20 protein-coding genes are annotated in these 21,379 nt (G+C 69.3%); 9 read left to right on the top strand and 11 right to left on the bottom strand.

Going from position 1 to position 21,379, the window contains the following annotated elements:
- Positions 1-62 precede the first annotated feature (62 nt).
- Positions 63-1,496: a glutamate synthase subunit beta gene (locus MFF07_RS22115; protein WP_147817266.1), complete on the top strand. Its 1,434-nt coding sequence runs from the start codon at positions 63-65 to the stop codon at positions 1,494-1,496.
- 69 nt (positions 1,497-1,565) lie between these two features.
- Here the strand turns inward: MFF07_RS22115 and MFF07_RS22110 are convergent, their stop codons facing one another.
- The 3 genes from MFF07_RS22110 to galE all read right to left on the bottom strand — a co-directional run bounded on the left by MFF07_RS22110 (position 1,566) and on the right by galE (position 5,451).
- Positions 1,566-2,930, bottom strand: coding sequence for an SGNH/GDSL hydrolase family protein (locus MFF07_RS22110; RefSeq protein ID WP_147817265.1), 1,365 nt, complete (start codon positions 2,928-2,930; stop codon positions 1,566-1,568).
- Between the two features lie 122 nt (positions 2,931-3,052).
- Positions 3,053-4,225 (bottom strand): lytic murein transglycosylase, encoded by a 1,173-nt coding sequence (locus MFF07_RS22105; RefSeq protein ID WP_238232930.1) that lies wholly within the window; start codon positions 4,223-4,225, stop codon positions 3,053-3,055.
- A 233-nt stretch (positions 4,226-4,458) separates the two neighbouring features.
- Positions 4,459-5,451, bottom strand: a complete 993-nt coding sequence (gene galE, locus MFF07_RS22100; protein WP_147817263.1) for a UDP-glucose 4-epimerase GalE — start codon at positions 5,449-5,451, stop codon at positions 4,459-4,461.
- Positions 5,452-5,769: 318 nt separating this feature from the next.
- Between galE and galU the strand changes: the two genes are divergently transcribed.
- A complete protein-coding gene (gene galU / locus MFF07_RS22095) occupies positions 5,770-6,636 on the top strand; it encodes a UTP--glucose-1-phosphate uridylyltransferase GalU (protein WP_147817262.1) in 867 nt (288 codons plus the stop codon).
- 234 nt (positions 6,637-6,870) lie between these two features.
- Here galU and MFF07_RS22090 read toward each other — a convergent pair whose 3' ends face one another.
- The 3 genes from MFF07_RS22090 to MFF07_RS22080 all read right to left on the bottom strand — a co-directional run bounded on the left by MFF07_RS22090 (position 6,871) and on the right by MFF07_RS22080 (position 10,399).
- Positions 6,871-8,544 carry a formate--tetrahydrofolate ligase gene (locus MFF07_RS22090; RefSeq protein WP_147817261.1) on the bottom strand — a complete coding sequence of 558 codons (1,674 nt, stop codon included), beginning with the start codon at positions 8,542-8,544 and terminating at the stop codon, positions 6,871-6,873.
- 313 nt (positions 8,545-8,857) lie between these two features.
- Positions 8,858-10,177, bottom strand: coding sequence for an omega-aminotransferase AptA (aptA, locus tag MFF07_RS22085; protein ID WP_238232929.1), 1,320 nt, complete (start codon positions 10,175-10,177; stop codon positions 8,858-8,860).
- Between the two features lie 6 nt (positions 10,178-10,183).
- Entirely contained in the window at positions 10,184-10,399 is a 216-nt protein-coding gene (locus MFF07_RS22080; RefSeq protein ID WP_147817259.1) for a heavy-metal-associated domain-containing protein, read from the bottom strand.
- A 189-nt stretch (positions 10,400-10,588) separates the two neighbouring features.
- Between MFF07_RS22080 and MFF07_RS22075 the strand changes: the two genes are divergently transcribed.
- The 4 genes from MFF07_RS22075 to MFF07_RS22060 are packed head-to-tail and all read left to right on the top strand — an operon-like array spanning position 10,589 to position 13,432.
- Complete coding sequence (locus tag MFF07_RS22075; RefSeq protein WP_147817258.1) at positions 10,589-11,083, top strand: DUF2948 family protein; 495 nt, start codon at positions 10,589-10,591, stop codon at positions 11,081-11,083.
- Positions 11,080-12,375, top strand: a complete 1,296-nt coding sequence (hisD, locus tag MFF07_RS22070; protein WP_147817257.1) for a histidinol dehydrogenase — start codon at positions 11,080-11,082, stop codon at positions 12,373-12,375. The genes MFF07_RS22075 and hisD overlap by 4 nt, the downstream gene beginning before the upstream one ends.
- A 43-nt stretch (positions 12,376-12,418) precedes the next feature.
- On the top strand, positions 12,419-12,925 hold the full coding sequence (locus tag MFF07_RS22065) for a UPF0262 family protein (RefSeq protein ID WP_147817256.1): 507 nt from the start codon (positions 12,419-12,421) through the stop codon (positions 12,923-12,925).
- Positions 12,926-12,958: 33 nt separating this feature from the next.
- Entirely contained in the window at positions 12,959-13,432 is a 474-nt protein-coding gene (locus MFF07_RS22060; protein ID WP_147817255.1) for an arsenate-mycothiol transferase ArsC, read from the top strand.
- Positions 13,433-13,471: 39 nt separating this feature from the next.
- On the opposite strand, the gene MFF07_RS22055 is transcribed toward MFF07_RS22060, so the two are convergent.
- Positions 13,472-14,332, bottom strand: a complete 861-nt coding sequence (locus MFF07_RS22055; protein WP_238232928.1) for a C40 family peptidase — start codon at positions 14,330-14,332, stop codon at positions 13,472-13,474.
- A gap of 172 nt (positions 14,333-14,504) precedes the next feature.
- On the opposite strand from MFF07_RS22055, the gene MFF07_RS22050 reads away from it, so the two are divergent.
- On the top strand, positions 14,505-15,659 hold the full coding sequence (locus MFF07_RS22050; protein WP_147821652.1) for a hypothetical protein: 1,155 nt from the start codon (positions 14,505-14,507) through the stop codon (positions 15,657-15,659).
- 5 nt (positions 15,660-15,664) lie between these two features.
- Here MFF07_RS22050 and MFF07_RS22045 read toward each other — a convergent pair whose 3' ends face one another.
- The 3 genes from MFF07_RS22045 to MFF07_RS22035 all read right to left on the bottom strand — a co-directional run bounded on the left by MFF07_RS22045 (position 15,665) and on the right by MFF07_RS22035 (position 16,671).
- Positions 15,665-15,838, bottom strand: coding sequence for a hypothetical protein (locus MFF07_RS22045; protein WP_187272669.1), 174 nt, complete (start codon positions 15,836-15,838; stop codon positions 15,665-15,667).
- A gap of 93 nt (positions 15,839-15,931) precedes the next feature.
- A complete protein-coding gene (locus MFF07_RS22040; RefSeq protein ID WP_147821654.1) occupies positions 15,932-16,279 on the bottom strand; it encodes a hypothetical protein in 348 nt (115 codons plus the stop codon).
- A gap of 197 nt (positions 16,280-16,476) precedes the next feature.
- The gene (locus MFF07_RS22035; protein WP_238232927.1) at positions 16,477-16,671 is read right to left on the bottom strand and encodes a hypothetical protein; all 195 of its coding nucleotides are present in this window, start codon (positions 16,669-16,671) and stop codon (positions 16,477-16,479) included.
- Positions 16,672-16,919: 248 nt separating this feature from the next.
- Here MFF07_RS22035 and MFF07_RS22030 point away from each other — a divergent pair, with 248 nt between their 5' ends.
- The gene (locus MFF07_RS22030) at positions 16,920-17,600 is read left to right on the top strand and encodes a response regulator transcription factor (RefSeq protein WP_147821658.1); all 681 of its coding nucleotides are present in this window, start codon (positions 16,920-16,922) and stop codon (positions 17,598-17,600) included.
- Complete coding sequence (locus MFF07_RS22025; RefSeq protein ID WP_147821660.1) at positions 17,584-18,951, top strand: sensor histidine kinase; 1,368 nt, start codon at positions 17,584-17,586, stop codon at positions 18,949-18,951. Before MFF07_RS22030 ends, MFF07_RS22025 begins: the two co-directional genes overlap by 17 nt.
- A 118-nt stretch (positions 18,952-19,069) precedes the next feature.
- Here MFF07_RS22025 and MFF07_RS22020 read toward each other — a convergent pair whose 3' ends face one another.
- Entirely contained in the window at positions 19,070-21,364 is a 2,295-nt protein-coding gene (locus MFF07_RS22020) for a TonB-dependent receptor (protein WP_238232926.1), read from the bottom strand.
- Between the last annotated feature and the right edge of the window lie 15 nt (positions 21,365-21,379).

Below are 21,379 nucleotides of genomic sequence, written 5' to 3'. Positions count from 1 at the left end.
GCAAAAGACGGACGTGTCAGGCCGCGCGCGCAGCGCGGATGCCGGCCGCTAAGGGTTGATCGATGGGCAAGGTCACGGGTTTCCTCGAATACGACCGGCAGGAGCAGAAGTATCAGCTCGCCGCCGACCGTGTTCGCCACTTCCGCGAGTTCACGCTGCCGCTCGACGAGCACGATCTCGCCAAGCAGGCGGCGCGCTGCATGGATTGCGGCATTCCGTTCTGCCACGGCCCCACCGGCTGTCCGGTCCACAACCAGATCCCGGACTGGAACGACCTCGTCTTCCAGTCCGACTGGGAGGAGGCCGCGCGCAACCTGCACTCCACCAACAACTTCCCGGAATTCACCGGTCGCGTCTGCCCCGCACCCTGCGAAGAGGCCTGCACGCTGAACCTCGAAAACCAGCCGGTGGCGATCAAGACCATCGAGCAGGCGATCGCGGACCGGGCCTGGAACAACGGCTGGGTGAAGCCCGAGCCATCCGCCATCCGCACCGGCAAGCGCGTCGCCGTGATCGGCTCCGGTCCCGCCGGCATGGCGGCCGCCCAGCAGCTCGCCCGGGTCGGCCACGACACCCATCTATTCGAGCGCGAGCCGAAGGCCGGCGGCCTGCTCCGTTACGGCATCCCCGACTTCAAGATGGAGAAGCGCCACATCGACCGGCGCGTGAAGCAGATGGAGGCCGAGGGGGTCGTCTTCCACTACAAGGTCAATGTCGGCGTCGATAAATCGGTCGAGGAGCTGACGGCCGAGTTCGACGCCGTGCTGTTCTGCGGTGGGGCCGAGGAGCCGCGCAACCCGCAGCTTCCCGGCCAGGAGCTCGAAGGCGTGCACTACGCCATGCCCTACCTCGTCCAATCGAACCGGCGCGTGGGCGCCGAGCCGATGCCCGGCAACGGCGAATTGCCGATCCTGGCCGCCAGCAAGAACGTCGTCGTGATCGGCGGCGGCGACACCGCATCCGATTGCGTGGGCACGGCTTTCCGCCAGGGCGCACTTTCGGTGACGCAGCTCGACATCCGCCCGCGTCCGCCCGAGCGCGAGGACAAGCTGACCGTCTGGCCATATTGGCCGACGAAGATGCGGACCTCGTCCTCGCAAGCCGAGGGCGCCGAGCGCGAGTTCCAGGCTGCTACCCTGCGGCTCGAAGGCAACCGCAAGGGTCGCCTCACCGGCGTCGTCTGCGCTCGGGTCGACGACAAGCGTCAGCCAATCCCTGGCAGCGAGTTCGTACTGCCGGCCGACCTCGTGTTCATGGCAATCGGTTTCGCGAGCCCGCTGCACAAGGGCATGGTCGCGGATTCCGGCGTCACCCTCGACAAGCGCGGCAACGTGCTGGCGAACGAGGAGGACTACCGGACCTCACAGCCCAAGATCTACTCGGCCGGCGACATGCGGCGCGGACAGTCCCTGGTGGTCTGGGCGATCCGCGAAGGGCGTCAGGCGGCGCGCTCGATCGACGAGGCGCTGATGGGCGAGAGCGTCCTGCCGCGCTGAAGTCTCAAGCCGGTCCGGCGCTTCGCAGGACCGGCTGTCTCATTGATCCCTCGAAGAAACCTCAAAAAATCAGCCCGGCGGCCATTTGAAGTCGTCGGCGCGGCCGGGTTGCGGCAGCGGGGCGGCGCCGCGCTGCATCGTCCGCTCGACCGTGCCTAGGGCGTCGCCTTCGCGGGGCCGGCTGCTGATCAGCGTCCCACCCGGCGAGACCTCGGCGCGGCCGAGCGGCACGACCGGGCCCGAGGCGGGCTTGACCGGCAGGCTCGGGATGCCGGGCGGCTCGGGCAGGCTCGGCAGCATCGCGGTGATCTTGCGGTCGATTGTCGAGCTGTCGTCGAGACTTGGCCCGGATTCGAGGGGAGCCCCGGAGGGGACCGCAGCGACGGCGGGCGGCTCGACGGGCAGCGTGCCGTTGGCGCCCATCATGCGCTTCAGCTCGAGATCGGCGAAGTGGGCGACCTTGCGGGCGCCGGGATTGGTGAAGTGGATGCCGTCGGCGGTGCGCAGGGTGGCGCGCTGGCCGTCGAGGTCGGGGCCGGTCGCGGTGTAGCGGTTGCGGTCGTCGACGAAGCCCGGCCAGATGTCGACATAGGTCTGCCCGGCCCTCTGGATGCGCTCGCGCGCGATGTCGTTGATGGTCGCCAAGTCCTTGGTGAGCAGCTCGAACCGTACGGGCGGCACGCTCACCCAGATCAGTGGGACCTTATGGTCGGTAAAGACCTTGGCGACGGCATCGACCCGGGCGGCATAGATTTCGCGCCACTTGTCGCTCAGCGGCTCGAAGCTTTCTCCGCCCTCGCGGATAGCCTGCCGGTCATTTACGCCGACCATGAAGAGGCCGTAGGCGGTCTTCGGGTTGGCGTTGAGATAGTCGTCGGCCGCCTTGGCCCAATCGACGACGTCCTTGCGCACGATGCCGCTGTCGCCGCGCGAGCGGTCGATCACCGCGACGTCGGCGTTGTCGCGAAAAACGTCGTCCAAGCCCTTGGAAAGATAGGAGGCGAGAGAGTCGCCGAAGACCGCGACCTGGACGGTGGGGGCGGTTTTCGCGGGAGCCGGCGGGAGTGGCTTGGCGACGCTGGGCGCGGGGCTGGGCGTGCGCTTGCGGGCGACGGGAGCCTCCTGTCCGCTCGACCCGACGGAGGGCGGACGCGGACGCGCAGGCCGACTGTAAGTCCTTGGCGCGACTTCACGATTCGGCTGGACCTGCTGCTGCGGGCGGTCCTCCCAGGGCCAGTAGAACTGGCGCGGAGCCTCCTGCGGGGGAGCGTAGCGGCGGTCTTCGCGGACGGCGCGGCGGCGCGGCGCGTAATACGGGTCGCGCGGCGCGTCGTAGCTGTCGCCCCACTGCGCCCGGACCCCTTGCACGGGCGTCAGAAATGCCGCGGCTGCGAGGAGCGCGACGGTCGCGAGATGCCTCGGTGAGAAGGCCATACGGCTGCCCGTTCTGCTGCGCCGAAGGAAGGCCGGCGCATGCTGCCTGAGATCGTCACGGTGATCGCCAGGATGATAACCCAGATGCGCACCGTGTCGAACACGGGGGCCGAAACGGCGGCTCAGCGCCGTCCAGCCACGTGCGCCAGCAGCGCCGGCCCCGCGTAACCGTCGGCCGGCAGCCCGGCCCGGATCTGGTACTGCCGCACGGCCTCGCGCAGTTTCGGGCCGGCCCGGCCGTCGAACTCGCCGCTGTAGAATCCGCCGGCCGCAAGCCCCTCCTGCAGCGACTTCAACCCCGCGTTGTCGAGCCGGGCCGCGCCGCTCGGCCAAGGGGCGGCGAGCGCCGGTGCGCCGGAGAGCCGGTCGGCGAGGTGGCCGACGGCAAGGGCGTAGGAATCGCTGGTGTTGTAGACTCGGATCACCTCGAAATTGTCGGTGATCAGAAACACCGGCCCGCCGAGGCCGCCGGGCAGGAACAGCGAACCGGTGCCGTTCGCCGGCCACGCCTTGCCGTCGGTCCGCTTGACGCCGCGCCGGCCAAAATCCGAAAAGTCGCCCTTGTAGCGGCTCAGGTCGAAATCCGGCGGCAGCCGCACCTCGTAGCCCCAGGAATAGGCCGGGTTCCAGCCGATCTCTTTCAGATAATGCCCGATCGAGGCCAGCGAATCGGCCTGCGAGCCCCAGATGTCGCGATGCCCGTCGCCGTCGAAATCGACCGCGTATGTCAGGAACACCGAGGGCAGGAACTGCACCTGCCCCATGGCCCCGGCCCAGGAGCCCTTCATCCTGTCGGGCGTGATGTCCCCCCGCTCCAGGATCTCCAGGGCCGCCAGGATTTCGGCCCGGAAGATATCGCCGCGGTGCCGTGCATAGGCGAGGCTCGCCAGCGCCCGCACCACCGGCAAAGTGCCGGGGCTCGTGCCGAAATCCGATTCGATGCCCCAGAACGCGAGCATGACCCAGCGCGGCACGCCGTAGTTCTTTTCGATTTTCGCGAGCGTCTCCGCGAGCCGTGCGGCATGCGCCCGCCCGCGGTCGAGCCGCCCGGGCGAGATTGCGCCGACGAGATACTCCCAGACCGGCCGGCTGAACTCGCTCTGCTTCTTCGTGCGCCCGATGACGTCGGGGTCTGGGGCAGTGACGTCGCGGAACGCGGCGTCAAAGGTCGTTTGCGAGATGCCGCGGGCCTGGGCGTCGGGGCGGAGAGCGTCGAGGAAGGCGCGGAAGTCGGGGTCGGCGGCTGCGAGCGCGCGGCGGTTTCCGACGGACGCGGCAAGCCCGACGACCGACACGAGAATCGCACGGCGGTGCCAGCGCGACTCCCCTCCCCCCTCTGCGGGGGAGGGTGGCCCGCGAAGCGGGTCGGGAGAGGGGAGCAACATATCTGGAAGCGTCGCTCCCCTCTCCCGACCCTCGCTCACCCCATGTCGGGCCTGCCCGACATGGGCATCAAGAGGACAGATCTCGGGCAAGCCCGAGGTCTTTCGGGGGAGAGGGTTTCGCGCAGCGTCGGCACCCTTCGTCATCACACCCGGTTCCGCTTCACCAAGGCATCTTCCCAATCCAGCGCCTGCCGCACGATGCCGTCGAGGTCGTCGTGCTTCGGCACCCAGCCAAGTTCGTTGCGGATCCGGTCCGCTCCCGCCACGATCTGCGCCGGATCGCCGGCCCGGCGCGGTGAAAGCCTGACCTCGAAATCCTTGCCCGAGACGCGCTTCACCACCTCGATCACCTCCAGCACCGAATAGCCGCGCCCGTAGCCGCAATTCAGCGTCAGGCTGTCGCCGCCGCCGCGCAGGTGGTTCAGCGCGACGAGATGCGCCTCGGCGAGGTCCGAGACCTGGATGTAGTCGCGGAGGCACGAACCGTCCGGCGTCGGGTAGTCCGTGCCGTAGACGTCGAGATGCGTGCGCTGCCCGAGTGCCGCCTGCGTCGCGACCTTGATCAGGTGCGTGGCGTTCGGTGTCGACTGGCCGGAGCGCCCGCGCGGGTCGGCCCCGGCGACGTTGAAGTAGCGCAGGATGACGTAGCTGAAGCCGTGCGCCTTGGCCGCGTCGGCGATCATCCACTCGCTCATCAGCTTCGAGCGGCCGTAGGGGTTGATCGGGTTGGTGGCCAGATTCTCCGGCACCGGCACGGTCTCGGGCTCGCCGTAGACCGCCGCGGTCGATGAGAAGATGACGTGCTTGACGCCCTCCTGCACCGCCGTCTCGATCAGCGCCCGCGTCTTGACGGTGTTGGCAAGGTAGTAGTGCAGCGGGTCGGTCACCGAGTCCGGCACCACGATCCGCGCCGCGAAATGCGCCAGCGCCTCGATCTCATGCTCGCGGATGGTTTTGGCGACGAGCTCTTGGTCGGCCACGTCGCCCACCACCAGTGTCACCTCGGGCGGCAGCGCCCAATCGAAGCCGGTGGAGAGATCGTCGATCACCACGACATCGTCGTGCCCGGCATCGATCAGCGCGAGCACCATGTGGCTGCCGATATAGCCGGCGCCTCCCGTGACCAGTACCGCCATCGTGTTTCAGGTCCCCACAGTTGCAGGTTGACGCTACACAATGGTGGGGCGCGGATGAAGCACCATCGACTGCTTACGGTCGGCAGAGCAAACCGTCGTCGGCATCGCTCAGCCAAGCCAAGGCACGGTGCGCTTGACCGAAAGGGACGCCTTCCGGATGTCTCCCGAGTATCGGCTGACGGGTCACGACGGCGCCGTACGCATCTCGCGGGAATTCCCTCTCAGGCACGTTTTGCCCACAGTGAAGCCAGCCAACGCCGTGCTATGTAATCTCAGCCACAACGCGTCCCGACGCACGCCACAAACGGGTCCCGCTCCATGAAGAAAATCCGCAAAGCCGTCCTTCCCGTCGCCGGTCTCGGCACGCGCTTCCTGCCGGCCACCAAGGCCATGCCGAAGGAGATGCTCACCGTGGTCGACCGGCCGGTGGTGCAGCATGTCGTCGACGAGGCGCGGGCTGCCGGCATCGAGCATTTCATCTTCGTCACCGGGCGCGGCAAGGCGGTGATCGAGGACCATTTCGACATCGCGTTCGAGCTGGACCACACCCTGCAGGAGCGCGGCAAGACGGCGGCCTACGAGGAGCTGAAGAAGGACCTGCCCAAGGCCGGCCAGACCAGCTTCACCCGCCAGCAGGCCCCCCTCGGCCTCGGCCACGCCGTCTGGTGCGCCCGCGAGATCGTCGGCGACGAGCCCTTCGCGGTGCTGCTGCCCGACATGCTCAGCCCCGGCTGCATGGGCCAGATGCTGGCGGCCTACGAGGAGCACGGCGGCAACGTCATCGCGGTGGAGGAGGTGAAGCCGGAGGAGACGCACCAATACGGCATCGTCTCCGTCGGCGAGACGTTCGGCCAGACCTTCGAGATCACCGGCATGGTCGAGAAGCCGAAGCAGGGCACCGCGCCCTCGAATTTCATCATCTCCGGCCGCTACATCCTGCAGCCCGAGGTCTTTTCGATCCTGGAGCACGGCAAGAAGGGCGCCGGTGGCGAGATCCAGCTCACCGACGCGATGCTCGAGCTGATGGACGCGCAGAAGTTTTTCGGCATGCGCTACGACGGCAAGACCTACGACACCGGCTCGAAGCTCGGCTTCCTCACCGCGAACATCGCCTACGGGTTGCAGCGGCCGGATCTGAAGGATGCGCTGACGGCGGAGATCCGGGCGCTGCTCGGCGAGGGCTGAAGGTACACGCGCGGCCTGAGCGCACCCCCTCGCCCCGCTTGCAGGGAGAGGGCCGCGACGACCTCGTCGTCGGCGGGGCAAGGCGGCAGCCGAAGGTGAGGGGTCGCCGCCGGAGGAGTCTCGTTCGGAGCCGCCCCCTCACCCCCGCTTCGGCTTCGCCTCCGCTTGCCGTGGACCCGACGAGGGGCCACGGCCCTCTCCCCGCGTGCGGGGAGAGGGTGGGCGTCGCGGTTCCTAGAACAGCCCGTCGATCTGGCCCTTCTCGTCGAGCCGGATCGTGTCCGCGGCCGGGACCTTGGGCAGGCCCGGCATGGTCATGATCTCTCCGCAGATCACCACCACGAAGCCGGCGCCGGCCGAAAGGCGGACGTCGCGCACCGCGATGACGTGGTCGGAGGGAGCGCCGATCAGGGTCGGGTCGGTGGAGAACGAGTACTGCGTCTTGGCCATGCAGACCGGCAGGTTGCCGTAGCCGTCCTTCTCGAAGCCGGCGAGCTTGGTCGCCGCCTTCGCATCGATCGAGATGCCGGACGCGCCGTAGAGCTTGGTCGCGATCGCCTTGACCTTGTCGGACAGCTTGCCCTCGAGCTCGTAGGCGAAGGTCAGCGGCTTCGCCTCGCCCTCGGCGAGCTTGACGACGGCGTTGGCGAGCTCTTCCGCGCCGGCGCCACCGTCAGCCCAGTGCTTGCAGGTGATGGCTTCCACGTCGAGCTTGTCGCGGCACAGCTCCTTCAGCTTGGCGTGCTCGGCATCGGTGTCCTGGAAGAAATGGTTCACGCCCACCACCACGGGCAGGCCGAAGCTGCGCATGTTGGTCACGTGCCGGGCGAGGTTGGCGAAGCCTTTCTCCAGGGCCTCGATGTTCTCCCCGGCGAGTTCCTTCTTGTTGACGCCGCCATGCATCTTGAGGGCGCGGATCGTCGCGACGATCACCACCGCGGACGGGACGAGGCCGGTCTGGCGGCACTTGATGTCGATGAACTTTTCCGCGCCGAGGTCGGCGCCGAAGCCGGCTTCGGTCACGACGTAGTCGCCGAGCTTCAGGCCGGTCTGCGTCGCGATCACCGAGTTGCAGCCATGGGCGATGTTGGCGAAGGGTCCGCCATGGATCAGGGCCGGGTTGCCCTCGAGCGTCTGAACGATGTTGGGCTGCAGGGCGTCCTTCAGGAGCACGGTCATCGCGCCCGTGGCCTTCACGTCCTTGAGGGTGACGGGCTTGCGGTCGCGGGTGTCGGCGATGACGATCTTGCCGAGGCGCTCCTCGAGGTCGGCGAGGTCCTTGGCGAGGCAGAACACCGCCATGACCTCGGAGGCCACGGTGATGTCGAAGCCGTCCTCGCGCGGGAAGCCGTTGGCGACGCCGCCGAGCGACTGGTTGATGGCGCGAAGCGCCCGGTCGTTCATGTCGACCACGCGGCGCCAGTGGATGCGGCGCACGTCGATGTTGAGCTCGTTCGCCCAGTAGACGTGGTTGTCGATCAGCGCGGCGGCGAGCGAGTGCGCCGAGGTGATGGCGTGGAAGTCGCCGGTGAAGTGCAGGTTGATCTGCTCCATCGGCACGACCTGCGCCTTGCCGCCGCCGGCCGCCCCGCCCTTCATGCCGAAGCAGGGGCCGAGCGAGGGCTCGCGGATACAAATCACGGCCTTCTTGCCGATGCGGTTGAGCGCGTCGCCGAGGCCCACCGTCGTGGTGGTCTTGCCCTCGCCCGCCGGGGTCGGCGAGATCGCGGTGACGAGCACGAGCTTGCCGTTCGGCTTGTCGCCGAGCGACTTGATGAAGCCGTGATCGATCTTGGCGATGTGCTTGCCGTAGTTCTGAAGCGCGTCCTCCGGAATGCCGACCTTGGCCGCGACCTCCGCGATGGGCTTCAGCGTCGCCGCGCGGGCGATCTCGATGTCTGAGGGCATATCCTCTCCTTCGTTCTTTTTTGGGTTTGGGCGTCGCTGCAATTTCTTGGGCCGGGCACGCGGGCGCACGCGGCCGGATCGTGAAATGCTCAACTGCCGAGATAAGGCGTTCTGCGCGTTGTGGTCGAGTGGGCTGAGAAAAGCGTCTCGGATTTTTTGGAGGTTTGGGCCAAATTTTGTTTGATACCAGCGGCCGTAAGCTTCGGCTCTGACAAGCCGTCGGCCGTTGGCCAGCGCGAATGCGCGTCGCCGCGCGTGCGGCGGACATCCCTGACGGCGTCAGCCGTAAGGGCCACTGGTAAGAGAGCGCCGTTCACGCCACCGCCCGGATCACCGCCCGCGTCTTCTCCACCAGTTCACCGATCTGATCCTCGCTCACGATCAGCGCCGGGCAGAGCGTCAGCGTATCGCCCGAGACCCGGACGACGAGGTCGTGCCGGTGAAACGCCTCGACCATGGCGTCGTAGCCCCGCGCGCCGGGCGCGTCGGGCCGGGGCGCGAGGTCGATGCCGGCGGCGAGGCCGAGGGTGCGGATGTCGAGCACGTTCGGCTCGCCGCGCAGGCTCATCACGGCGTCGGCGAAGACAGGCTCCAGAGTGCGGGCGCGCGCGAACAGGCCCTCGTCCCGGTAGAGATCGAGCGCGGCGAGGCCGGCGGCGCAGGCGAGGGGGTGGCCGGAATAGGTGTAGCCGTGAAACAGCTCGATCGCCCGCTCGGGTCCCGTCATCAGCGCGGCGTGGATGCCCTCCCGCACGATCACCCCGCCGAGCGGCACCGCGCCGGCGGTCACGCCCTTGGCGAAGCAGATCATGTCCGGCGTGACGCCGTAGCGCTCGGCCGCGAAGGCGAAGCCGAGACGCCCGAACCCGGTGATGACCTCGTCGAAGATCAGCAGGATGCCGTGCCGGTCGCAGATGTTTCGCAGTGTCTGTAGGTAGCCTTTTGGCGGCGGCAGCACGCCGGTGGAGCCGGCCATCGGTTCGACGATGACGGCGCAGAGCGTGGAGGCGTCGTGCAGGGCGACGATGCGCTCCAGTTCGTCGGCTAAATGGCCACCCCAATCGGGCTCGCCCTTGGAAAACGCCTGCCGTTTGCGGTCGTAGGTATGCGGCAGGTGGTCGACGCCCGAGAGGCCGTGGCCGAAGACCTTGCGGTTTCCGGCGAGGCCGCCGACCGAAATCCCGCCGAAGCCGACGCCGTGATAGCCGCGCTCGCGCCCGACGAACCGCGTGCGGCCGCCCTCCCCCGTGGCATGGCGATAGGCCAGCGCGATCTTCAGCGCGGTGTCGACGGCCTCGGAGCCCGAGTTGCAGAAGAAGACGTGGTCGAGATCCCCCGGCGCCAGCGCCGCGATCCGTGCGGCCAGCGCGAAGGCGCCCTCGTGCCCGAACTGGAACGGCGGCGCATAGTCGAGCTGCGCCGCCTGGGCCTGGATCGCCGCCACGATCGGCTCGCGGTTGTGCCCGGCATTGCAGCACCACAGCCCCGAGATGCCGTCGAGCAGGGTGCGCCCATCGGGCGTGCGGTAATGCATGCCCTCCGCGCTCGCGATCAGGCGCGGATCGCGCTTGGCGGCGCGATTGGCGGTGAAGGGCATCCACCAGGCGTCGCGGTCGTTGCGGGGAGCGTCCATGGTGCCTCAGCCCGTCATAGCGCTGGCCGTGAAACCAGCCTTGTCCAGCGCCTGCGCAATCTCGAGACTCCGCGCGCGGGTCGTCGCCGTCACCCGGCGGCGCTCCAGGTCGACGGCGACCTCGGCGTCGGGGTCGAGCCGGCAAATGGTCTTGCGGACGGACTCCGCGCAGCCGCCGCAGGTCATGCCCTCGACGTTCAGGATCAGTTCGGTGCGGTCCATGGCGCGCCTCTCGTTTAGCCCGAGACTCGGTGTCGGCAGACTCATGTCGGTGCGGTCGAGCGCAGGGCAAGCGCCGCGCAGGGACCGGGCCTGCGCCGCCACCGCAGTTGCCGCGGGGGAAGCGCCTCGCTACCTAGACGCCGACCGGTCGCCGTCTGCGCGCGACCCCGCCTCCCTCCGGAGCCCTCCGTGGAGCTTCTCAAGCTCGCCGCCCTCGACACCGAGGATCTCGCCGTCGTCTCGGCGCATCTGCAGGATGCGATCCTGCGCGCGGACGACCTCGCCTGGCTACCGGGCGAGCATCGCTTCGTGCTGGTGGCCCGCCGTTTCGACCGCTCCACCGCCCCCGGCAAAGCGCCGCGCCGCCGGCTCGTCGGCGTGCATTTCGAGCGGGTGATGAGCGTGAAGGCCAAGGGGCTCAAAAACATGGGCATCGTGCCGGGCCAGACATCCGACGAGATCCTGAGCCTGCTCGCCGTCACCTTCGAGCCCGGCGAGGCGCCGTCCGGCACCGCCACCCTCGTCTTCGCCGACGGCATCGCGGTCCGGCTCGACGTCGAGTGCATCGAGGTCCGCATGAAGGATCTCGGGCCCGTCTGGGAAGCCGAGGGCCGTCCCGACCACGACGCCGAACAGGCCGGCCAGGCCGTGCTGCAGGGCCAGACCCGAGACATCACCTCATGATCCGCCTCGACAGCCGCGACCCGTCCTTCGCCGAGGGCTTTGCCCGCCTCCTCAGCGTGAAGCGCGAGATATCCGAAGACGTCGACGAGACCGTGCGCGGCATCATCGCCGGCGTGGTCTCGGGCGGCGACGCGGCGCTCGTCGACTACACCCGCCGCTTCGACCGGCTCGGCGACGACTTCTCGGAGGCTTCGCTGCGCTTCACCGCCGAGGAGGTCGAGGCCGCGCTGGCGCAGTGCCCGGCCGAGCAGCTCACGGCGTTGCGCCTCGCCGCCGAGCGGATCGAGACCTATCACCGCCTGCAGATCCCGAAGGACCACCTCGCCACCGACGATCTCGGCGTCACCGCGGGCTGGCGCTGGACGGCGCTCGAATCCGTCGGGCTCTACGTGCCGGGCGGCACCGCGAGCTACCCCTCCTCCGTGCTGATGAACGCCGTGCCCGCCCGCGTCGCCGGCGTGCCGCGCGTCGCCATGGTCGTGCCGACGCCGGACGGACGGCTCAACCCGCTGGTGCTGGCCGCCGCCCACATCTCCGGCGTCACCGAGATCTTTCGCGTCGGCGGCGCGCAGGCGGTGGCGGCCTTGGCCTATGGCACCGCGAGCATCGCGCCCGTCGCCAAGATCGTCGGGCCGGGCAACGCCTATGTCGCGGCGGCCAAGCGCCGGGTGTTCGGCCAGGTCGGCATCGACATGATCGCCGGCCCCTCCGAGGTGCTGATCCTCGCCGACCACCACGCCAACCCCGATTGGATCGCCGCCGACCTGCTCGCCCAGGCCGAGCACGACGAGGCGGCGCAGGCCATCCTCATCACCACCTCGGATGCGCTGGCGGAGCAGGTCGAGCAGGCCGTCGAGCGCGCGCTCACCACGTTGTCCCGCGAAAAGATCGCGCGGGCGAGCTGGCGCGATTACGGCGCGATCATCCGCGTCGCGGATTTCGACGAGGCCGTGCCGCTGGTCGACCGGCTCGCCCCCGAGCATCTCGAGATCGAGACCGAGGACGCCGAAGCCCTCTCGCAGAAGATCCGGAATGCCGGCGCGATCTTCCTCGGTTCGCACACGCCCGAGGCGATCGGCGATTACGTCGGCGGCCCGAACCACGTGCTGCCCACCGCCCGCTCGGCCCGATTCTCGTCGGGTCTCTCGGTGCTCGACTTCATGAAGCGCACCTCGATCCTGCGCTGCGATCCGGCGGCGCTCCGGGCGCTGGGACCGGCGGCGATCGCGCTGGGGCGCTCGGAAGGCCTCGACGGGCACGCCCGCTCGGTCGCGATCCGGCTGAACCTCTGATAGGCGTGTCCGAACGCGGGACGTGATGGAAGGCGACGGCGGGATGGCGGCCGAAGCGGACAAGGCGACAGACAAAGAGACCTCGAGTCACCGCCTCGTCGCGGTGAGCCTCGACGAGGCCTCGATCAGTCGCGGCAATCCCGACCAGGAACACGAGCGCGCCATCGCGATCTTCGACATCCTGGAGGACAACTCCTTCACGATTCCGGGGCGCGACCAGGGCCCCTACGGCCTCGTGATCGGGCTCGTGGAGAACAAGCTGTCCTTCGCGATCTCCACCGAGGGCGGCGAGCCGGTGATGACGCACCTGCTCTCGCTCTCGCCGTTCCGGCGGGTGATCCGCGACTACGAAATGGTCTGCGAGAGCTATTACAGCGCCATCCGCACCGCCTCCCCCAGCCAGATCGAGGCGATCGACATGGGCCGGCGCGGCCTGCACAACGAGGCCTCGGAACTCCTGAAGCAGCGCCTCGACGGCAAGGTCGACCTCGACCACCAGACCGCGCGGCGGCTGTTCACCCTGGTCTTCGCCTTGCATTGGAAGGGCTGATGAGCGCGCGGCGCGCGTCCTGAGGATTCCGGCATGGCGGACGAGGCTCCCCCCGGAGGCCCGGCGAAGAAACGGCGGGTCCAGGCCGTGCTGTTCATGTGCAACTTCAACGCCGTACGCTCCCCGGCGGCGGAGGCCATCGCCCGGCACTATTTCGGAAAATCGATCTACGTGCAGTCGGCCGGCGTGCGCACGGGCGAGCCGCGCGATCCGTTCATGGTGGCGGCGCTGGACGAGATCGGCATCGACGCCTCGCGCCACAAGCCGCGCACCATCGAGGAGCTGGAGGAGTGGGAGGGCCTGAACTTCGACCTCATCGTCACCCTCTCCCCGGAAGCCCACCACAAGGCCATCGCCCTCACGCACACGCTCGCCGCCGACGTCGAATACTGGCCGACCCCCGACCCGACGCTGAACCAGGACGGCACCCGCGAACAGCGCCTCGACGGCTATCGCGACGTGCGGGACGGGCTGACCTACCGGATCAAGATGCGGTTGAAGCAGTGAGACCCGCGTGCGGCGAGGATTGCCGCCCTGAAAAATCCGCTACGCCGCGATTCGCGGCAGGCGCCGGATCGACGTGACCGCCCCAAAGCTCTTCTCGGCGATCCGCGCGACCGCCTCGCGCAGCGGCTCGACGGCGACCGTCATGTGATGGCCGTTGGCGTGGATGAGGCGGTCGGCGTCGAGCATCAAGCCGACATGGCCCTTCCAGAACACGAGGTCGCCGCGCAGCAGCCCGTCGAGGCCGGGGGGAAGCGCTTCGCCCAGAGCCGCCTCCTGCATGTCGGTGTCGCGGGGGCAAGCGATGCCGGCCATCAGCAGGGAGAGCTGCACGAGGCCCGAGCAATCGAGCCCGAGGCTGGTGCGGCCGCCCCAGAGATAGGGCGTGCCGGCGAGGCGCTCGGCTGTGCCGCAGAAGTCGGGTCTTCGGTGTCCCACATCCTCGGCATGCGCCGCAAACAGGTAGGCACCCGGGCCGATCCGCAGGAAATCGCCCTCGCATTCGTGCGCTGTCACGCTGGCGCCGAGGCTGAGGTAGCCGCCGTTCGGCCGCTTCATGTTCGGCTCGGGGTAGAGGAAGCTGCGCAAAGCCGTGACCCGGTGGGTCGGGGCCGGATCGGCCGGGCCGAGGGCGCCCTCGGGCACGTAGCCGACATAGCCATCGAGGCCGAGCTGCACGAAGGCGAAGCCGTCCACCACGTCGTAGAACGTGACCGGCTCGCCCATGATCGCCTCGGTGTCGAGCCCGGCCTCGGAGCGGGGCGTGCGGCGCAGCGGGGCCGAGGGCGCGGCCAGCCGCCGGGGCTGTCCGTCCACGAAGCGCTCCGCCTCGACGAGCCCGCGCAGGCGGCTGTCGGCGAGGTCGGGCCGGGCGGGGGTGAGGCGCGGATCACGGCTGGTCATGCGCCGGATCGGATGCCCGACGGCCGGCGCATGTCAACGGAAACCGGCGCAATGCGGAGGCGGGCTCCGTTGCGAGCGGGCGGGCGCCGGGCGATAGGGTGTCCGGCGGCACGATCGGCACCGTCGAGAACGCCCCTCGGTTAGGTCGCGTCAGGGTCCCCGGATATCAGCGATGCCGTCGAAGCTGTCTGAAGGCGTAGCGATGACGGACGGCGCGCCGGAGACGGATGTCGCGGCCGCGATCCGGCGGACGATGCTGAACTTCCAGGGCATCGGCGACAATTGCGAATTCGGGCTCGTGCAACGCGCCTGCGGCGTCGAGCCCCTGGGGCTATTCCGGTTCAGCAGCGGCAGCATCCCCAATCTCGTCCACGCGCTGGACAGCGATTTCCGGTTCTACGGGGCCCCCGGCGACCTTGAGATCTTCGCCGGCCATGCCGATTACCTCTGGTGCCGGAGCCTCCGCTACGACTTCACCTACAACACCAACCACAAAGTCGGATCGCTGGCGCAGGACGACGTGCTTCGGCGCGAGATCAAGCGCGTCGGCTATCTCAAGCGGAGCCTGCTCGAAGACCTCGCCGAAGGCACTAGGATTTTCGTGCGCAAGGGCCTCCCGAGCGAATCCCTCGACGCCTTCCTGAGCCTCGCCGCGGCGATCCGCCGGCACGGCCCCTCCGTCGTCCTGCGCGCCGAACAGACGGAGGATCCGGCCCTGGTCGGCTGTGCGGAATGGCATTCACCGGGCGTCCTGCGGGGCTACGTGCGGCATTTCTCGCCCTACGAAGGCGGCATGCGGATCGACCTGGAGCCCTGGGTCGCGCTCTGCCGGAACGCGCATGCCCTCGCCCTAGACGGCCGGCCGGCCGCGGCGATGGACCATGCCTCGGCGCCGATCCGCCTGCAGCACAAGGCGGAGCGGCACGTCACGCGGCGCTCGCGGATCCGCCTCAGCGCGTTCACGGCGGAGGTCGGACCCGACCACATCGTGCCCGGCGCGATCAACGTCTTTTCCGCCTGGATCTGGATTCCGGGCGGGTTCCGGGCCGAGACGGTGTTCGGGCTCGTCAAGTTCTCGGACAGCTATCAGCGGCTGGCGCACCGCGACGCCGACCTCGATATCCGCGACGCTTGGCAGCGCATCTGGATCTCGGCCCAGGTCCCGTCCGGGATCTCCCGGCTCGTGCTCGGCTTCGGCGTGACGGGCGATCCGGGCCAGCGCTTCTGGTCGACGGACTGGCGCATCGGGTCGGGTCCTGTCCCGCCGTCGGCGTCCCCGCCGTCGGTGACGATCCGGCGGGGCTTCCGGGACTGGTTCGCCGGCTGATGGGATCAGTCGTGCTCGTCGGGTCCCGTCGAACTCGGCTCGACCTCGTCCGCGGTATAACCCTCCAGCCAGTCGAGGCTCGCCTGCGAGCCGGCCGGGTGCGGGTTGTCGGAATCCGGCTTGTTGGCGGCCTTGGCCGCCTTGCCGTCATCGTAGATCGCGCGGGATGAAACGGCCATGGCGATGTCCTCCTGTCGTCCCGGAGAAAGCATCGGGGGCCAGGGCGGTTCCGCGCGCCGCCCGGCGGTTCGCCGCGAAAACCAATTCGCCGGCTACAGAGGGATGCGGCCGCGACGCTCGCGGGCATCGTCCTCGACTGCCGAGAAGCCGGCCAGCACACGCAGCGGATAGGTGTGCAGGATCCGCGGCCGGCGCCCAGCGGGCTCGCAGCCGATGCACACCGCCAGCGACCAGCGCGCCATCAGCGCCCGATAGCTCGCATCGATGGCGTCCTGCCGCTTACGGCCCTCGCGCAGGACGGCCTTGATCTCGGCCGCCCGCTTGTCGCTCACGGCCTCGCGCTGTTCGGGCGTGACGGACGGGGGCGGCCTGTCGTCCTGCGCGAGGCAGGAGCCGGCCGTCCCGGCGAGCATGAGGATGGCGCCGGCACAGTTCCGCATATGAACGCTCCTGACGGTTCAGTGAGCATTCCCCTGATGCGGACCTACGATCGCTGTGGTTGTAAAGTTTCAAGACGGCCGAAAGACTCTCGGCCACTGCGCCGAGGCGCGATTGAGAGCGTCCGCATCCGCGAATACCGCTGCTCGTCAATGTCGCCCGCGAGTCGCCCGGGCAGGAAAGGTCCTGTGAAGCGGTTTTACTGGCAGCCCGCGAACAGGGCCGGCTGCGGCGCGTGGAACGCGTCCCTGATCGCGGTGCCGACGCGCCTGGCGATGTCCCGCGTCGCGAAGATCGGATGCGAGCCGTCGATGGGCGATTCGCCGATGCCGCGATAGATCGTCCAGGCCCAGAGCCGGTCTCCACGGCTCGCCTGCACGACCTCGACGCGCAATTGTTGAGGTGTCCGATCGATCATCCGGCGACCATCTCACACGCATGCCTCCGAACACATGCGTCTTATGGCGCTTCGGCCGACGACCCCACCTGCGTGCAGTGCAAGGCAACCGGCTCAGCTTCGCGTCCGGGAGCGGCTGCGGCCGTGGTTTCCGGGTGTCTCGTCGCTGGCGAGATCGGCCGGCGGGATGATACAGGACACAATCGCGAGGCCGAGCCTGCGCATACTCGCGGGCGAGGACGGACGTGAAGATCCTGCTGATCGAGGACGATGAGGCCACCGCGGCCTTCGTCCGGTCCGAGATGGCGGAGGCCGGGCACGATGTCGCGTTCGCCCCAGACGGCCCGTCCGGCCTGAGCCTCGCCCTCGCAGGCGGCCACGACGTCGCCATCGTCGACCGGATGCTGCCGGGGCTCGACGGTCTCGCCCTGACGCGGCGGCTGCGGGCGGCGCGGGTTCGCACGCCGCTGCTGTTCCTCACCACGATGTCCGGCATCGACGATCGCGTGGAGGGACTCGAAGCGGGCGCCGACGATTACCTCGTGAAGCCCTTCGCCTTCGCCGAGCTGCTCGCGCGGGTGAACGCCCTGGCGCGCCGCCCGCCGATCTCCGCGATCGTCACGGTCCTGCGCGCCGCCGACCTCGAAATGGACCTGATGGCCCGCACGGTGCGGCGCGCCGGGCGCAGCATCGACCTGCAGCCGCGCGAGTTCCAGCTGCTCGAATTCCTGATGCGCAACGCCGGAGCCCTGGTGACCCGCCGCCAGCTCCTCGAGAACGTCTGGGATTTCCACTTCGACCCGAAGACGAACATCGTCGAGACCCACATGAGCCGCCTGCGCGCCAAGGTGGACCGGGACTTCGACTGCTGGCTGATCGAGACCGTGCGCGGCTCCGGATACATCCTGCGTGGCCTCTCTGGGTAAGCTCCTCCGCAGCGCCGGCTTCCGCTTCGCGCTGCTCTACACCGCCGCCTTCGTGCTGTCCGTGGCGGCGCTCGGCTTCCTCGTCGAGATCGCGCTCACCACCACGCTCCGGGAGCAGGCACAGCATCGGATCGACGCCGAAGTCGGCGCCCTGGTGGACGAGTTCGTCCATGGCGGGCGCGTCGACCTCGATGTGGCGCTCGCCGGCCGGTTCGCCCGCGGCGGCGGCCGCCTGAGCCACGCGATCGTCGAGGTCGACGGCCGGGTCGGAGTCGGCAACCCGGATCTCGCCGCGCTCGCCGGTTCGGCCGACACGTCCGCGCGCCCGGTCTCCGCGGCGGGCGGCCGGAAACTCGCCCGGCCGCTGATCGCGGCGACGCGGAGGCTCGGCGACGGCACGAAGCTCGTCGTCGCCGACGACCTCCAGGGCATCAAGGAGGTCACCGCGATCCTCAACCGGGCCTTCGCCATCGCCCTGATGGCCTCGATCGTCTTCGGCCTCGGCCTCGGCCTCGTTGTGTCCCGCCGCCTGTTGGCGCGGGTGGATGCGGTGACGCGCACGGCGGAGGCGATCATCGCCGGGGATCTCGGACGCCGCATCGCCCTCTCGGGGTCCGGCGACGATTTCGACCGGCTGTCGCGGACGCTCAACCGCATGCTCGACCGGATCTCTGGCCTGATGGAGAACCTCCGGCAGGTCACGAACGACGTCGCGCACGACCTGCGCACGCCCCTGACCCGCCTCCAGCATGGGCTGCTGACGTCCGGGAAGCAGGCCTCCACCGTCGGCGAATACCGCGCCTCGATCGATCGGGCGGTGCTGGAGATCGACGAGATCCTCACGATCTTCACGGCCTTGCTGCGCATCGCGCAGATCGAGGCCGGCGCGCGGCGTGCCGGCTTCCGGTCGATCGACCTGTCGGATGTGCTGCGCACGGTCGGGGAGGCCTACGCACCCGGCATCGAGGATGGCGGGCGCAGGGTCCGCTATGCGATCGAGCCCGATCTCCGGATCGACGGCGACCGGGAGCTGCTGGTCCAGCTCTTCGCCAACCTGATCGAGAATGCCCTGCATTACACGCCGCCCGGCGCGACGATCAGCCTGGAACTCGCGCGATCCGGCGCAGGCGTGGTCGCGGCGGTCGCCGACGACGGGCCCGGCATCGACGTGGCGGAGCGGGACAAGGTGCTGCGGCGCTTCTACCGCGTCGAGAAGAGCCGCGGCACCAAGGGGCACGGCCTCGGCCTGCCGCTGGTGGCAGCCGTGGCGGAGCTGCACGCGGCGATCCTGACGCTCTCGGACAACCGGCCGGGCCTGCGCGCCGCCGTGAGCTTTCCGGCGCCGGCCTGAGGGTCAGGCCGGCTTCCCGGCGCGACGCGAAGGGCGCACTTCAGGTCGTTGATCTCCAGGAAGGCTTTGAGGGGGGCATCCGTCCGCCGAGCGGCATCTGACCGGCCCCCTCCCTTTTTCAGAAGTCGACGGATGCTGAGATGAGGACGGTTCTGGGCGCGCCTTGTGAGAGGACGCCGCGTCCTGTTGAGGCCCAGTAGTTGTTTCCGGTGAGGTTGACGACGTTGGCGCGCAGGGTGACGGGGCGCGCGTCGTAGAGGGTGGTGTAGCGCAGGCCGAGGTCGAAGGTGGCCCAGTCGGGGATCTTCTGGCTGTTGGCGAGGTCGTAGTACTGCGCCGCGGTGTAGATCACGCGGCCGGTCAGGCTGAGGCCGGGCGCGAGCCAGGGCGGCAGGTCGTACTCGGCGTAGAGGTTGATCTGGGCGTCCGGCACGCCGACGGCGGTCTTTCCGGCGGTGGCCGCGGTCTGCGAGCGGACCTGGACGCCGTCGAGCAGGCTGAAGCCGCCGACGAGGCGGATGCCGGGGACCGGCTCGCCGAACACCGTGACCTCGACGCCGTCGTTGCGCTGGCGCCCGCCGGCGAAGAACACGTTGTCGGCGCCGAGGAAGCCGAAGGGCTGCGCGATGGTGAAGGCGGCAAAGCCGACGCCGACGGTGCCGAAATCGTACTTGGCCCCGACCTCGGTCTGGCGCGAGACGAAGGCGGGGAAGGCGGCGGTGGCGTTGATCGCGGTGACGGGCGCCACCGGCGCGGTCAGGCCCTCGATGTAGTTGGCGTAGAGCGAGAGCCGCTCGAACGGCTTCACCACGAGGCCGATGCCGGGCGAGAAGGCGCCGGCATCGCTGCCGCCGGTCTTGAGGCCGGTGACGGGGGAGAAGGAGCGCACGTCGAGGCTCTGCCAGCGTCCGCCGAGCGTCAGCAGCACGTGGTCGTCGAGGAACGACAGCGTGTCGGCGATGGCGATCGAGCGGTTGATGCGCGTGCTCGTGGTCGGGGTCAGGCGGGAGACGCCGATGGGGGAGCGCTCGGGAAGCACGGTCGGCGCATAGAGGTTCGAGACGATGGTCGGGCCGACGGCGACGCCCGGCTGCTGGCCGTTGGCCTGCCAGAAGCCGACGGCGGCGAGGCCGAAGCTGTGCTTGACGAAGCCGGTGTCGAGGCTGCCGCGCAGGCCGGCCTCGGCGGTCTCGTTATCGATCTCGAACGGGATGAACTGGATCGGGTCGCGGTAGTCGCCGCGCGCGTTGAAGATCTGCAGCACGCCGCCGAAATACTGCTGGCGGAAGCTCGAGCGGCCGTAGGCGCCGTAGACCGTCAGGTCCGGGGTGAGGTCGTACTCGACCCGCGTGGCGATCTGCCTGTTGTCGCTGGTGCGGTACTCCCAGGGCTGGTGCTGGTTGAGGGTCAGGTCGGGCGCGCGGGGAATGCGCACGCCGGCGGCGACCGAGCGGTTGCGCAGGGGCGCGTCGAAGTCGAGCTGCTGATAGCCGAGGTCGAGGCTCGCCCGGAAGCGCTCGCCGCGATAGTCGAGCGCCAGGGCGGCGACGCCGAAGTCGACGCTCTGGTTGTCGATCGGGGTCCGGCCCTTGTTGATGGCGCCGTTGAAGCGGATGCCCCACTCCTTGCCCTCGCCGAAGCGCCGGCCGACGTCGACGGCCGAGTAGACCGTGGCGTTCGAGGCATAGCCGACCGTGACGCGGTTGAGCGGCTCGTCCAGCGCCCGCTTCGGGATCAGGTTGATGGTGCCGCCGATATTGCCGAAGGGCGGCACGCCCGAGAGCAGGGTCGAGGGGCCGTGCAGCACCTCGATCCGCTCGATCGGCTCGATCGCCGGGTTGAAGGAATCGGCGACGCCGTAGAGGCCGTTGAAGGCGATGTCCTGCGCGAAGTAGGGGAAGCCGCGGATGAAGAAGCCGAGGATGCCCGAAAAGGCCGGGACGTTGGTGCGGATCGAGGGGTCGTTGTCGACGACGTCCTGGACGGTGCGGGCCTGCTGGTCGCGGATGACCTTCTCGGTGAAGCTGGTCGCACTGAAGGGCTGGTCGAAGGTGTTGCGGTTGCCGAGCAGCCCGAGCCGCGAGCCCGACCCGACCTGTCCGCCGGCATAGGGCGGCGGCGGCGGGCCGACCACGCCGGTGGCGGGGATCGGGGCCGAGGCGGCGGGCGCGGCGGCCTGGACCGGGACGGCCAGGACCGGGGCGGCGGCCGGCCGCGGACCGGTCCCGCGGCCGCCGCCCTCGACGCTGATCTCCTCGATCGTGGTGGCGTTCTGGGCCAACGCCCCCGCCGCATCGACCATCAGGACGGCCGCGACCAGGATCGTACCGGTTCTGCCGAAGCCTGCGCCCAGGCCGTCCCGTCGCCCCGTGCCGGCTTCGCTGCGTCGATCGCGATCTCGCCGATACGTCATAAACAACAATCCACC

Source organism: Methylobacterium thuringiense (assembly GCF_022179645.1).
In the GTDB taxonomy this organism is placed as follows: Bacteria; Pseudomonadota; Alphaproteobacteria; order Rhizobiales; family Beijerinckiaceae; genus Methylobacterium; species Methylobacterium thuringiense.
The sequence above is the reverse complement of the archived record's forward strand: the minus strand, read 5'-3'. Positions and strand labels throughout refer to the sequence as shown.